Here is a 13,826-nt window from a genome sequence, read left to right on the forward strand (position 1 = left end):
GGTAAAGGGCTCACGCCGGTACGTGCACCGCCTCGACGCGGCTCGCGACCACGCGCTCGCGCTCGCGGCGGTGCGCGCGGCCGCGCAGCCGCAGCATCTGCGAGACGCCCAGCGCCTGGAACACGAACACCACCGCGAAGGCGATGCGGAAGTCCTGACCGGTCATGTCCAGCAGTACGCCGATGGCGAGCAAAGTACTCATCGAGGCCGTGAATCCGCCCATGTTGACGATCCCGGAGGCGGTCCCGGTCCGCTCGGGCGGGTTGGCGGGGCGGGCGAAGTCGAAGCCGATCATCGACGCGGGACCGCACGCGCCGAGCACCGCGCACATCACGGCCAGCATCCACAGCGGCGCGTGGTCGCCCGGCCAGCACAGCACGGTGCCCCACACGAGCGCGGTGGCGCCGACCGTGCCGAAGGCCAGCGGGGTGCGGGCGGCGTGGTGGCGGGCGATGACCTGCCCGTAGACCAGGCCGATCACGATGTTGGACAGCACCACGACCGTCAGCAGCTCACCGGCGGTCGACCGGGACAGCCCCTGCGCCTCCACCAAGAACGGCATCCCCCACAGCAGCAGGAAGACCATGGCGGGGAACTGGGTGGTGAAGTGCGTCCACATGCCCAGCCGGGTGCCGGGCTCGCGCCAGGCGTCCACGATCTGCTGGCGTACGAAACCCTTGGCCGTCCGGTCGACGGGCGGCGGCTCGTGCCCCTCCGGGTGGTCCTTGAGGAAGAGCAGCACCAGGACGAGGATGACCACCCCGCCGACCGCGCTGCCCGCGAAGGTCGGGGTCCAGCCGACGCTGTGCAGGGTCTGGGCGATCACCAGCGTGGAGACCAGGTTGCCGGCCATCCCGATCAGCCCGGCGATCTGCCCGATCAGCGGCCCCCGGCGGACCGGGAACCAGCGGGAGCCGAGCCGCAGCACGCTGATGAACGTCATCGCGTCACCGCAGCCGAGCAGCGCCCGGGAGCCCAGGGCCATCGGGTACGAGTGGGACAGCGCGAAGCCGAACTGGCCGATGGTGAACAGCACGATCCCCAGCGCCAGCACCTTGCGGGTGCCGAGCCGGTCGACCATCAGCCCGACCGGTATCTGCATCCCCGCGTAGACCAGCACCTGGAGCATGGAGAAGGTGGACAGCGCCGAGGCGTTGATGTGGAAGCGCTCGGCGGCGTCGATCCCGGCCACGCCGAGGCTGGTGCGGTAGACGATGGCGACGAAGTAGACGGCGACGCCGAGGCCCCAGATGGCGACGGCGCGCCGCCCCCCGGGCGGGTCCCCGGGCAATCGGGCCGTGGTCATCGCACGTCCCCCCGGGCGAGGGTGTTCACCCAGGTGATGTGGCGCTGGACGAATCCGGCCGCCGAGCGCGCGTCCCCGGCGCGCAGCGCCTGGAGGATCTCGGTGTGCTCGGCGATGTTCTTGGCGATCCGGTCGGGCTCGGCGTGCATGGTGGCCACGCCCATCCGCAGCTGCCGGTCGCGCAGCTGGTCGTAGAGCTGGGCCAGGATCGTGTTCCCCGCCGCCCGGACGATCTCCGCGTGGAAGCAGCGGTCGGCGACGGCGAACGCGGCCAGGTCACCGGCGGCCGCGTGCCCCTTCTGCTCCTCCATCAGCTCTTCCAGCCGCCGCAGCAGCTGCGGTCCGGCGGGCACCGCCTTGGCGACCGCGTGCTGCTCGACCAGCAGCCGGGTCTCCACCACGTCCGCGATCTCCTGGGCGGAGACGGGCAGCACCAGCGCGCCCTTCTTGGGGTAGAGCTTCAGCAGCCCCTCGGCCTCCAGCCGCAGCAGGGCCTCGCGGACCGGCGTACGGGAGACGCCGACGGCCTCGGCCAGCTCGCCCTCGCTCAGCAGCGTGCCGCCCTCGTAGCGGCGCTCCAGGACGGCCTGTTTGACATGGGTGTAGACGCGTTCGGCGGCGGGCGGCGGCTTGGTGGCCGTATCGGTGGGACTCATGATGCGCACAGCATAGATACAACACGTATGCCTGCGTATCCCCCGTCCGCCATGCGGACGGGGGGTACCTCCTTCTTAACCCCAGGTGATCAGGCGCTTGGGGCGCTCCAGGATGGCCGCGACGTCCGCGAGCACCTTGGAGCCCAGTTCGCCGTCGACCAGCCGGTGGTCGAAGGAGAGCGCGAGGGTCGTCACCTGGCGCGGCTTGACCTCGCCCTTGTGGACCCACGGCTGGAGCTTGACCGCGCCGAAGGCGAGGATCGCCGACTCCCCGGGGTTGAGGATCGGGGTGCCGGTGTCGATGCCGAAGACGCCGACGTTGGTGATGGTCACCGTGCCGCCGGTCATCGCCGCCGGGCTGGTCTTGCCCTCGCGGGCGGTGGACACCAGGTCGCCGAGGGACTCGGCCAGCTGGGGCAGCGTCTTGGCGTCCGCGTCCTTGATGTTGGGGACGATCAGACCGCGCGGGGTGGCGGCGGCGATACCCAGGTTGACGTAGTCCTTGTAGACGATCTCCTGGTTGTCCTCGTCCCAGGCGGCGTTGACGTCCGGGTTGCGCTTGATGGCCACCAGCAGCGCCTTGGCGACCAGGAGCAGCGGGTTCACCCGCAGCCCGGCCAGCTCCGGGTCCTGCTTGAGGTCGGCGACCAGCTTCATGGTGCGGGTGACGTCGACGGTGACGAACTCCGTCACGTGCGGGGCGGTGAAGGCGCTGCCCACCATCGCCTGCGCGGTGGCCTTCCGTACGCCCTTCACGGGCACCCGGCGCTCCCGCGCGCCCGCGGCCGCCGCGGCGGCGGGCTCCGGGGCCGCGGCGGGGGCCTCCACGGCCGCGTGGACGTCGTCGCGGGTGATGATCCCGCCCGGGCCGGTCGGGGTGATCGTCGCCAGGTCGATGCCGAGGTCCTTGGCGAGCTTGCGGACCGGCGGCTTGGCCAGCGGACGGGCGGTCCCGGTGTGCCCGTTCAGCTCGGGCGCGGGCTCCGGGCGCGCCGGTGCGGCGGGGGCCGCGGGGGCGGGCGCCGGGGCCGCGGGGGCCTCGGCCGCCGGGCGGTGGGCGCCGGGCTGCGGCTTGCGGGGGCGGCGCTTGGTGGAGGAGGGGGCGGCGCCGTAGCCCACCAGGTTGGCCTGGCGCCCCTCCGGCTCGGCCTCGGCGGGGGCCTCGGCGGCGGGCTGCGGCGCGGCGGCGGCCTCGGGCGCGTCTCCGGCGCCCGGGTCGGTGTCCACCGAGATGATCGCCGTGCCCACGTCCACCGTGGTGCCCTCGTCGAAGCGCAGCTCATGCACCACGCCGGTGAACGGGATGGGCAGCTCCACCGCGGCCTTGGCGGTCTCGACCTCGCAGACCACCTGGCCGTCGGTCACGGTGTCACCCGGGGCCACCAGCCACTTGAGGATCTCGGCCTCGGTCAGTCCCTCGCCCACGTCGGGCATCTTGAACTCACGGAAGCGCTGTTCGACTGCGGTCATCGTCACGATCTCCTCAAGCCCTTCAGTACGCCAACGCACGGTCTACGGCGTCGAGCACCCGGTCCAGGTCGGGCAGGTACTCGTCCTCCAGCCGCGAGGGCGGGTACGGCGCGTGATAGCCGCCGACCCGCAGCACCGGGGCCTGGAGGTGGTAGAAACACCGCTCGGTGATGCGCGCGGCGATCTCCGACCCGGTCCCCAGGAAGACCGGTGCCTCATGCACCACGACCAGCCTGCCGGTCCGCTCGACCGACCGCTGGACCGTGTCGAAGTCGATCGGCGACATCGACCGCAGATCCACGACCTCCAGCGACTTCCCCTCCTCGGCGGCTGCCGCGGCGGCGTCCTGCGCGACCTTCACCATGGGCCCGTAGGCCGCGAGGGTGAGATCGGTGCCGGGCCGCACCACGCGGGCGGCGTGCAGGGGGCCGGGGATGGCCGAGGTGTCGACCTCGCCCTTGTCGTGGTAGCGGCGCTTGGGCTCGAAGTAGATCACCGGGTCGTCGCTGCCGATGGCCTGCTGGAGCATCCAGTAGGCGTCGGAAGCGTTGGAGGGCGAGATCACCTTCAACCCGGCGACGTGCGCGAACAGCGCCTCGGGGGACTCGCTGTGGTGCTCGACCGCGCCGATGCCGCCGCCGTAGGGGATGCGGATGACGACCGGCATCTTGACCTTGCCGAGCGACCGGGCGTGCATCTTGGCGAGCTGCGTGACGATCTGGTCGTACGCGGGGAAGACGAAACCGTCGAACTGGATCTCCACCACCGGGCGGTAGCCGCGCAGGGCGAGCCCGATCGCGGTGCCGACGATGCCGGACTCGGCCAGCGGGGTGTCGATGACCCGGTCCTCGCCGAAGTCCTTCTGCAGCCCGTCGGTGACCCGGAAGACGCCGCCGAGCTTGCCGACGTCCTCCCCCATGATCAGGACCTTGGGGTCGGTTTCGAGCGCCGCGCGCAGCGACGCGTTGATCGCCTTGGAGAGCGACATCTTCTCGGCGGCCATCTCAGATGCCTTCCTCAGCGGTGACGAACGAAGCCTGGTACGCGGCGAACTGGGCCCGCTCCTCGTCCACGAGCGCGTGACCGTCGGCGTAGGTGTGCTCGAACATCGCCATGTCGTCGGGGTCGGGCATCGACCGGACCGCCTCCCGCACCCGCTTGGCGAGCGCGTCGGACTCCTGCTCCAGGGCGTCGAAGAACGCCTCGTCCGCGAGCTTCTCATTGGTGAGGAGGGTCCGCAGCCGCAGGATCGGGTCCTTGGTCTCCCACAGCTCGCGCTCCTCGGACGAGCGGTAGCGCGTCGGGTCGTCGGAGGTCGTGTGGGCACCCATGCGGTAGGTGAACGCCTCGACGAGCATCGGGCCCTGGCCGGTGCGGGCCCGCTCCAGCGCCGCCTTGGTGACGGCGAGACAGGCGAGCACGTCGTTGCCGTCCACCCGGACGCCCGGGAAGCCGTAGCCCTGGGCGCGCTGGTAGAGCGGGACCCGGGTCTGCCTCTCGGTGGGCTCGGAGATGGCCCACTGGTTGTTCTGGCAGAAGAAGACGACCGGGGCGTTGTAGACCGCGGAGTAGGTGAACGATTCGGCCACGTCGCCCTGGCTGGAGGCGCCGTCGCCGAAGTAGGCCAGCACGGCGGTGTCCGCGCCGTCCTTGGCCACGCCCATCGCGTAGCCGGTCGCGTGGAGCGTCTGCGAGCCGATGACGATGGTGTACAGGTGGAAGTTGTTGCTGTTGGGGTCCCATCCGCCGTGGTTCACCCCACGGAACATCCCCAGCAGATTGGTCGGGTCGACACCCCGGCACCAGGCGACGCCGTGCTCGCGGTAGGTCGGAAAGACGTAGTCGTCGTCGTGCAGCGCCCGGCCGGAGCCGATCTGCGCGGCCTCCTGGCCGAGCAGCGAGGCCCACAGGCCCAGTTCGCCCTGGCGCTGCAGGGTGGTGGCCTCGGCGTCGAAGCGCCGCGTCAGGACCATGTCCCGGTACAGACCGCGCAGCTCGTCGGGGGTCGGGTCGATCGCGTAGTCGGGGTGCTCGACCCGCTCGCCCTCCGGGGTCAGCAGCTGTACGAGTTCCGGTTCCGCCGACTGCTGCTTCTTCGTGCTCCGCGCGCTGGTGCTGCGCTTGGCTCCGCTGCGGCGCGGCTTGCGCGCGGCAGTGCTCTCCACGGTCACGTGTGCTCCTCCGTCTGTCCGGCCTCCGGGATCCGCCGGCGGCCAGTTGCGGCTCGCCCGTCCGACGACGACGCACGGGGTGGGTGCGACGAAACGTCCGTCCGGGCGTGACAGGTTCCCGGCGGTCGGCCCCGCACAAGGCACGTTACCCAGTGCTTCGCATTCCTGCGAAACCCCACCTGACCTGCAATTTTGCTTGGATTTCCAAGTAAATCGCGCGGTTGGGTGAACATCCACTGGTCACAGCCTCGCCGACCGTCGGTCCTCCGCACGTTATCCCGCAGGACAAAGGCACGGGAAGACTTCGTGTGTGAGACTGGAGCCGTGCGCGAAGAAGGAAAAATCAGGATTTTCCTACTCGACGACCATGAAGTCGTACGACGTGGCGTGCGCGAGTTGCTGGCGAGCGAGCCGGACATGGAAGTGGTCGGTGAGGCGGGCACCGCGGCCGACGCCCTCGCCCGGATCATCGCGACCCGGCCCGACGTCGCCGTGCTCGACATCCGGCTGCCCGACCGCAGCGGCGTCGAGGTCTGCCGGGAGATCCGGTCGCGCGACGAGGCCATCCGCTGCATGATGCTCACCTCCTTCGCCGACGACGAGGCCCTGTTCGACGCGATCATGGCGGGCGCCTCCGGCTACGTGCTCAAGGACATCCGCGGCAGCGAACTGCTCGCCGCCGTCCGGGACGTGGCCGCGGGCCGCTCACTGCTCGACCCGGTGGCCACCGCCCGGGTGCTGGAGCGGCTGCGCGGCGGCACCAAGCCCGACGACCGGCTCGCCGCCCTCACCGAGCAGGAGCGCCGGATCCTGATCCTGATCGGGGAGGGGCTGACCAACCGGGTGATCGGGGAGCGGCTGCACCTCGCCGAGAAGACGATCAAGAACTATGTCTCCAGCCTGCTCGCCAAGCTCGGCATGGAGCGCCGCTCGCAGGCCGCCGCCTTCGTGGCCCGGATGCAGGCCCAGAAGAACTAAGGGGTCTTGGGCCCCCAAGCACCATTCGGCCTGCCGCGTCAACTCACGCACGGCCCGTGACGCCGGGTGATCTAACATCTGGCAGGTGCCGCGCTCACATGTAGACCTCGCCGAGGCCGCTCCCGACGGGGAAACCCTGGGCGCCCTGCTCCGCCGCTACGACCGGGCCGGTGAGCCGGTGTCCTGCGACCCCCTCACCGAGGGTCTGCTCAACCGCGGCTACCGGCTCGCCACCACCCGCGGCCGGTTCTTCCTCAAGCACCACCTCGACGGCGACCGCACCGCCATCGCCCGCCAGCACCGGGTCACCGAGCGGCTGGGCGCGCTCGGCCTGCCGGTCGCGCCGCCGGTCCCGGACGCCCACGGCCGTACGGTCGCCGTCATCGGCGGCCGCTGCTACGCCCTGCACCCGTGGATCGACGGGCGGCACCGGGACGGCGCCGCGCTGACCACGCCCCAGTGCTCGCGTCTTGGCGGCCTGCTGGGGTTCGCCCACACCTGTCTGGAGCAGGTCATGCGGGCCGGGACCTGCGACCGCGAGCCGCCCGAGCCCGCGGCCGACCCCGAGGACACCTACGACGTCATCGACGAGCTGCTGGCCCTGGTCCGCGGCCACCGACCGCGGGACACCTTCGACGAACTCGCCGAGCACCGCCTCACCGAGCGCCGCGCGCTGCTGGAGCGGCACGCCCACCGGCGGCCGGAGGCGGACGCGATCCCGGCCACCGGCTGGGTTCACGGCGACTTCCACCCGCTGAACCTGCTCTACCGCGACACCGAACCGGCCGCGATCGTCGACTGGGACCGGCTGGGCGTCCAGCCGCGCGCCGAGGAGGCCGTCCGCGCCGCCGCGATCTTCTTCGTACGCCCCGGCGGCACCCTGGAGCTGACCAAGGTCCGCTCCTACGCCCGCGCCTACCGCCGTATGGCGGGCGCCGGGGACGCGGAGATGGCCGCGGCCGTGCACCGGGTGTGGTGGGAGCGGCTCAACGACTTCTGGATGTTGCGCTGGCACTACCAGCGCGGCGACCACCGCGCCGATCCGCAGTTCCCCGCCGCCGCCGCGCTGGTGGTGTGGTGGACGCGGGAGTACGAGGCGGTCCGCGACGCCTTCTGCGGCTGACGGTCCGCCCCGGTGCTCATACGACTGCCCCGGCACCGCTCGCGCGGGGCCGGGGCAGTCGGCGGTGTCGGGTGGGGCTCAGCCGAGGCTGTCGCCGCTCGGAAGACCGCCGGTCGGCTCGCCCTCGTCACCGTCGTCGGGCGGCGTCGTCGGCTCGTCGCCGCCGTCGGACGGCGTGGTCGGGCCGCCGCTGCCGTCGCCCGGCGTGGTCTGGGTATCCGTCGGGAGGCCGGTCGGACCGCTGGTCGGCTGGTTCGGCACCTGCGGACCGCTGGGCTGGCCGGTGTACGAGGGGCCGGTCGGCTGCTGGGACGGGGTGTAGTCGCCCGTGCCGCCGGTGGAGTCGCCGGTCTCCGGAGCCTCCGACGTTTCCTCCGTGGGCTCCTCGCTCGGCTCCTTGGTCTCCTTCTGCTGGGTCGCCGTCGGGTTCTTGGTCGGCTGCTTGCCCTTGTCACCGCCGCCGCCGAGGTCCAGCGCGAACGCCACCCCGACCGCCACGGCGATCACCGCGAGCGCCGCGACCAGCCACATCTTGCCGCGGCCACCCCGGCGGCCCCGGCCGGATCCCCCGCTGTAACCGCCGTCGTAGCCGCCCCCGGCGTTCCCCCCGCCGGGCGCGACCATCGGCTGCTGCGAGGTGTCGCCGTGCCCCGGATGCGGCATCGCGGTCGTCCCCGCCATGCCCATCGCCCCGGTGGCGCCGCCGAGGTGCTGGGTGACCGGGCCGGTGTTCCAGACACCGGTGTGGCCGCCCGCCTCCTGGAGCATCTGCAGCGCGTACTGGACCAGTCCGCGCATCTCCTCGGCGCTCTGGAACCGGTCGTCCGGGTCCTTCGCGAGCGAACGCATCACCAGACCGTCCAGCTCCGGCGGAACCTGGCCGCCCGAAATTTCGGACGGTGGCACCGGATTGTCCTGAACGTGCTGATAAACGACCGAGAGAGGAGTCTCACCGGTGAACGGCGGGCGCAGCGCGAGCAGTTCGTAGAGCAGGCACCCGGTCGCGTACAGGTCGGAACGGTGATCCACGGCCTTGCCGAGCGCCTGCTCGGGCGAGAGGTACTGCGGGGTGCCCATGACCATGCCGGTCTGGGTCATGGTGGACTGCGCGCCGTGCAGGGCACGGGCGATGCCGAAGTCCATGACCTTGACCGCGCCGCTCTTGGTGATGATCACGTTCGCGGGCTTGATGTCACGGTGCACGATGCCGTGCTGATGGCTGTAGGCGAGCGCCTCCAGCACCCCCGAGACAATGATCAGCGCCTGATCCGGCGGCGGCGCCTCGGCGTTGAGCAGCAGGTCGCGGATGGTGTGGCCCTCGACCAGCTCCATCACGATGTAGGGGACGGTGTTCGGGCCGACGACATCCTCGCCGGAGTCGTACACCGCGACGACCGCGTGGTGGTTCAGCCCCGCCACGGACTGTGCCTCGCGAGTGAAGCGGGCCTTGGACACCGGGTCCTCGGCCAAGTCGGCGCGGAGCAGCTTCACCGCGACCGTTCTGCCGAGCCGGACGTCCTCGGCGGCGAAGACCTCCGCCATGCCGCCTCGGCCCAGGCGACCGGTGAGACGGTAACGGCCATCGCCGACCAGCCCACCGTTCCCCCACGCCTCGGGCACATCAGACATTCCGGACCCGGTAGCGTCAGGTTCGGAGGGCCCCTGGGCGCTCTGGGTCTGTGCCATCGGTCCTCGCCGTCTCGGTCTAGGTGGGGGTCTGGTCAAGATCGCCCCGCCCGCGGGCGGTACGGTTCCTGCTAGGCACGCTACAGCCTTCGCGCCGCGCATCGGTTCGTGATGGACCGGCCATCAAACCTGTTGACGGTGAAGTGTTGCAAATCGCGTGACGGGTTCTTGAGCATCCGGTCACGGAACGGGCACGTGGCTTGACGTGTCCGTGGCCTGGGGCAGACTTGGCCACGATATCGGGAACACGAAGATCATGGCGTCGAAACGTGCGGGTCCGGGCGGTGAGTGCGCCGAGGGGGATGCAAGACATGAGCCAGCACGGCGCTCCGGGCCGTTACCAGGGCAGTTCCCTGGCCGGCGGCCGTTACCAATTGCGGGACCTGCTCGGCGAAGGCGGCATGGCCTCCGTGCACCTCGCCTACGACTCCGTGCTGGACCGCCAGGTAGCGATCAAGACGCTGCATACGGAGCTGGGCCGCGAGCAGTCCTTCCGCGAGCGATTCCGCCGCGAGGCCCAGGCCGTGGCGAAGCTCACGCACACCAATATCGTCTCGGTCTACGACACCGGCGAAGATTCGATCGACGGCGCGCTCATGCCGTACATCGTCATGGAGTACGTCGAGGGACTTCCGCTGCGTTCCGCCCTCGACACCGACGTCCGGCAATACGGCGCGATGCCGACGGAAAAAGCGCTGAAAATCACCAGTGATGTTCTGGCGGCGCTCGAGATCAGCCACGAAATGGGGCTGGTTCACCGCGACATCAAGCCCGGTAACGTGATGATGACCAAGCGTAATGTGGTCAAAGTCATGGACTTCGGCATCGCCCGCGCCATGCAGTCCGGGGTCACCTCCATGACCCAGACCGGCATGGTCGTCGGCACCCCGCAGTACCTCTCGCCCGAGCAGGCGCTGGGCCGCGGCGTGGACGCCCGCAGCGACCTCTACTCGGTGGGCATCATGCTCTTCGAGCTGCTGACCGGCCGTCTCCCCTTCGACGCCGACTCGCCGCTCGCCATCGCGTACGCGCACGTCCAGGAGGAGCCGGTCGCGCCCTCCTCGATCAACCAGTCCATCCCGCCCGCGGTGGACGCGCTGGTCGCCCGCGCCCTGAAGAAGAACCCGAACGAGCGCTTCCCCACCGCCGAGGCCATGCGCGACGAGATCGCCCGCGTCTCGCGCACCGGCCAGACCGGCGCCTCCCCGATCATCATCGGCGGCGGCCCGCCCGCCGTCAGCGGCGCCGGCGTCGGCGCGGCGGTCTTCCCGCCCGTCGACCACCAGACCCCCGGTCCCGGCCCGGGCGGCGTCCAGACGCCGTACCAGCCGCAGCCCGCGGCGGGGCAGTACGGCGCCTTCGGCCCGTCCACCCCGCCGCCGCCCACCCAGCCTGTGAGCCAGCAGCCGTACGGCACGCCCCCGTCCCCGTACCAGGGCGGCCACGGCCCGAGCACCCCGCCGCCGTACTCCATCTCGCCCTCGCCCTCGCCCAGCCCGGGCTCGTCCGGGGGTGGCGGCAGCAACAAGCGCGTGATCATCGGCTCCGCCGTGGTGGCCGCGATCGCGGTCCTCGGCGTCATCCTGGTCATCGCCCTCAACGGCTCGGGCGGTGGCGACAAGAAGGACGAGAGCAAGGGCGGCGGCGAGAAGAAGACGTCCGCGCCCCCGTCGTCGAACGCCGCGGGCTTCCGCATGGGCGACAAGACGAAGACGATCGACCCGGCCAAGTGCAAGGACGCGTACGAGGACTCGGAGGAGAAGGGCACCTACAGCGTGCCCGACTTCCAGAACCTCTACGTGGACTCGGTGAAGAAGTGCATCCGGGCCGCGGGGTGGAAGTACCGCGTCACGACCCAGGACGAGAACCTGTGGGGCAAGGGCACGGTCCTCAACTACACGTACCGCAACTACGAGCCGTACAACCCGGACACGGACACCATCGAGCTGACGGTCTCCACCGGAAACCCGGGCTGAGGCCCCCTGCGGGAGCGTATGGGCGTAGCCGGACCGCTTCGGTCCGGCTACGCCGCTTTTACAGCCGCTACAGGGCGCTAGAGGTACGGGCCCGAGCGGGCGCCGCCGTGCTCCGGCCCCATGCCCTGGCCCTCCTCGCCGCCGCTGACGCCCGGGGGCAGCGCCCTTCGCATCTGCTCCAGCTGGGCGCGGGCCGCCATCTGCTGGGCGAACAGCGTCGTCTGGATGCCGTGGAACAGCCCCTCCAGCCAGCCGACCAACTGCGCCTGGGCAATGCGCAGTTCGGCCTCGGTCGGAACCGAATCCTCCGTAAAGGGCAGCGACAGCCGCTCCAGCTCCCCGATCAGCTCGGGTGCGAGACCGTCCTCCAGCTCCTTGACCGAACTGGAGTGGATCTCCTTGAGGCGCGCGCGGCTCGCCTCGTCGAGGGGTGCGGCGCGGACCTCCTCCAGCAGCTGCTTGATCATGCTTCCGATCCGCATGACCTTCGCGGGCTGTTCGACCATGTCCGTCACGGGAACCTCGCGCGACTCGTCGTCACCACTGCCATCACCAGGAGTGAGACCGCCGAGCGCCATGCCGTCCGGACCGACGACCAGGACGTGCGGGCTCTCCTGCGATCGTTCGTTCATCGGCTGGTTCATACCCCCATTGTTCCGCACCGGCACCTCGGAGGGAGGCTGTGGGTCGCCTCAAGCCCCGCGGGCCCCCAGGGGTGCTTGCCGATCATGCCGGGCTCCCGGCGCCCGGCCCCGCCCGCCTCAGCGGCGCCGTAGCCGCAGTCCGAGGAAGGCCAGCCCGAGCCCCAGCCCGGTCAGCGCCAGCCCGCTGCCCAGCGGCAGCACCCGCGTCGCCCGGTCCCCGGGCGCGGCGGCGGTCCGCTCGGCGCCGTACGGCCGATCGTCCTGGGGCGGCTCGTCCGCTCCGCGCCGCTCCTGCTCAGGGGGGAGGCGAAGCGAGGACGGCGTCCAGTCCGGGACCAGCGACATGCGCCGGTCCGTCTGGTCCCGCCCGCCCGTTTCGGCCGGGGTGCGCGGGGTGGCGGACGAGGGGGTGGGCGCCGCGGACCGGCCGGGGTGGGACCGGCCCTCCCCGGCGTGGGTGCCCGCGAGGCCGCCGTCGTCGGCGCGCGCCACCGCGTGCGGGGCGGCGAGCAGCGCGGCGCCCGCCAGCAGGGCCGCCGCGGGCAGGGTACGGAGTACGAGGTTCACGGTCGTCGCCCTCCCGTGCCGGGCGGTCAGCTCAGGCGCTTCACGGGATGAGCGTCACATGGCGGGGCGTACCGGGCATTCCGGGCGCGGCCGAACAGGCCACGACGGCCGTCACCGCAGGCCGCGCCCGGAACCGGTGGGCGTCCGGAGCCGATGGGCGCCCGGAGCCGGTGTGCGCTCAGAGCCGGTGTGCGCCCGGAGCCGGTGTGCGCCCGGAGCCGGTGTGCGCCCGGAGCCGGTGTGCGCTCAGAGCCGGTGTGCGCTCAGAGCGTCAGCAGCACCTTGCCCACGTGGCCGCTGGACTCCAGCAGCCGGTGCGCCTCCGCGGCGTCCCGCATCGGGAGCGTACGGTCCACGATCGCGCGGACCCGGCCGCTGCCGATCAGCGGCCAGACGTGCTCCCGTACCGCCGCGACGATCGCCGCCTTCTCACCCAGCGACCGGCCCCGCAGCCCGGCGGCCGTCACCGCGCCGCTCTTGCCCAGCAGCTTGACCAGGTTCAGCTCGGCCTTCGCCCCGCCCTGCAGGCCGATGATCGCCAGCCGTCCGTTGGTCGCCAGCGCGTCCACGTTCCGGTCCAGGTACTTCGCCCCGACGATGTCCAGGATGACGTCCACGCCGGCGCCGTCGGTGGCCGCCCGGACCTCTTCCACGAAGTCCTGCTCGCGGTAGTTGATCAGCACATCGGCGCCCAGCTCCCGGCAGGCCGCCAGCTTCTCCGCCGACCCTGCCGTGACCGCCACCCGCGCCCCGGCCGCCTTCGCGAGCTGGATGGCCATGGTGCCGATGCCGCTCGACCCGCCGTGCACCAACAGCGTCTGGCCCGGCCGGAGATGGGAGATCATGAAGACGTTCGACCATACGGTCGCGGTCACTTCGGGCAGCCCGGCGGCGGTCACGAGGTCGACGCCGTCCGGCACGGGCAGCAGCTGCCCCGCCGGGACCGCCACCTTCCCGGCGTACCCGCCGCCCGCCAGCAGCGCGCACACCTCGTCGCCCACCGCCCAGCCGCTGACGCCTGGGCCCAGCTCCACGATCCGGCCCGAGCACTCCAGGCCGGGGTACTCGGGGGCGCCGGGCGGCGGCGGATAGTGGCCCTGCCGCTGCATCAGATCGGCGCGGTTGACGCCACTGGCCACGATCTCGACCAGGACCTCCCCCTCGCCGGGCGTGGGATCGGGCACCTCGGTCCACTGGAGTGCGTCGGGGCCGCCGGGTTCAGGAATGGTGATCGCATGCATGGCCGCGA

12 protein-coding genes are annotated in these 13,826 nt (G+C 71.6%); 3 read left to right on the forward strand and 9 right to left on the reverse strand.

The features are described from left to right. Positions 1-10: 10 nt before the first annotated feature. The 5 genes from ACZ6CL_RS05560 to pdhA form a co-directional block, all read right to left on the reverse strand. A complete protein-coding gene (locus ACZ6CL_RS05560) occupies positions 11-1,306 on the reverse strand; it encodes an MFS transporter (protein ID WP_468931524.1) in 1,296 nt (431 codons plus the stop codon). Beyond that, positions 1,303-1,962 (reverse strand): GntR family transcriptional regulator, encoded by a 660-nt coding sequence (locus ACZ6CL_RS05565; RefSeq protein ID WP_468931525.1) that lies wholly within the window; start codon positions 1,960-1,962, stop codon positions 1,303-1,305. The genes ACZ6CL_RS05560 and ACZ6CL_RS05565 overlap by 4 nt, the downstream gene beginning before the upstream one ends. A 75-nt stretch (positions 1,963-2,037) precedes the next feature. After that, entirely contained in the window at positions 2,038-3,432 is a 1,395-nt protein-coding gene (locus ACZ6CL_RS05570) for a dihydrolipoamide acetyltransferase family protein (RefSeq protein WP_468931527.1), read from the reverse strand. Positions 3,433-3,454: 22 nt separating this feature from the next. After that, a complete protein-coding gene (locus tag ACZ6CL_RS05575; RefSeq protein WP_468931529.1) occupies positions 3,455-4,435 on the reverse strand; it encodes an alpha-ketoacid dehydrogenase subunit beta in 981 nt (326 codons plus the stop codon). A 1-nt stretch (position 4,436) separates the two neighbouring features. Beyond that, positions 4,437-5,603 carry a pyruvate dehydrogenase (acetyl-transferring) E1 component subunit alpha gene (gene pdhA, locus ACZ6CL_RS05580; protein WP_468931531.1) on the reverse strand — a complete coding sequence of 389 codons (1,167 nt, stop codon included), beginning with the start codon at positions 5,601-5,603 and terminating at the stop codon, positions 4,437-4,439. 324 nt (positions 5,604-5,927) lie between these two features. On the opposite strand from pdhA, the gene ACZ6CL_RS05585 reads away from it, so the two are divergent. Both ACZ6CL_RS05585 and ACZ6CL_RS05590 read left to right on the forward strand, forming a co-directional pair. Next, on the forward strand, positions 5,928-6,581 hold the full coding sequence (locus ACZ6CL_RS05585; protein WP_468931533.1) for a response regulator: 654 nt from the start codon (positions 5,928-5,930) through the stop codon (positions 6,579-6,581). A gap of 85 nt (positions 6,582-6,666) precedes the next feature. After that, on the forward strand, positions 6,667-7,704 hold the full coding sequence (locus ACZ6CL_RS05590) for a phosphotransferase (protein ID WP_468931536.1): 1,038 nt from the start codon (positions 6,667-6,669) through the stop codon (positions 7,702-7,704). Between the two features lie 78 nt (positions 7,705-7,782). Here the strand turns inward: ACZ6CL_RS05590 and ACZ6CL_RS05595 are convergent, their stop codons facing one another. Next, on the reverse strand, positions 7,783-9,390 hold the full coding sequence (locus ACZ6CL_RS05595; RefSeq protein ID WP_468931537.1) for a protein kinase domain-containing protein: 1,608 nt from the start codon (positions 9,388-9,390) through the stop codon (positions 7,783-7,785). A gap of 311 nt (positions 9,391-9,701) precedes the next feature. Here ACZ6CL_RS05595 and ACZ6CL_RS05600 point away from each other — a divergent pair, with 311 nt between their 5' ends. Beyond that, entirely contained in the window at positions 9,702-11,366 is a 1,665-nt protein-coding gene (locus ACZ6CL_RS05600) for a protein kinase domain-containing protein (protein WP_468931540.1), read from the forward strand. A 77-nt stretch (positions 11,367-11,443) separates the two neighbouring features. On the opposite strand, the gene ACZ6CL_RS05605 is transcribed toward ACZ6CL_RS05600, so the two are convergent. From ACZ6CL_RS05605 to ACZ6CL_RS05615, 3 genes are all read right to left on the reverse strand, one after another. After that, positions 11,444-12,010, reverse strand: coding sequence for a bacterial proteasome activator family protein (locus ACZ6CL_RS05605; protein ID WP_468931542.1), 567 nt, complete (start codon positions 12,008-12,010; stop codon positions 11,444-11,446). Positions 12,011-12,127: 117 nt separating this feature from the next. Then, on the reverse strand, positions 12,128-12,577 hold the full coding sequence (locus ACZ6CL_RS05610; protein ID WP_468931544.1) for a hypothetical protein: 450 nt from the start codon (positions 12,575-12,577) through the stop codon (positions 12,128-12,130). 263 nt (positions 12,578-12,840) lie between these two features. Further along, positions 12,841-13,818: an NAD(P)H-quinone oxidoreductase gene (locus ACZ6CL_RS05615; RefSeq protein ID WP_468931546.1), complete on the reverse strand. Its 978-nt coding sequence runs from the start codon at positions 13,816-13,818 to the stop codon at positions 12,841-12,843. Positions 13,819-13,826 lie beyond the last annotated feature (8 nt).

This window comes from Streptomyces sp. NPDC041200 (assembly GCF_055591805.1).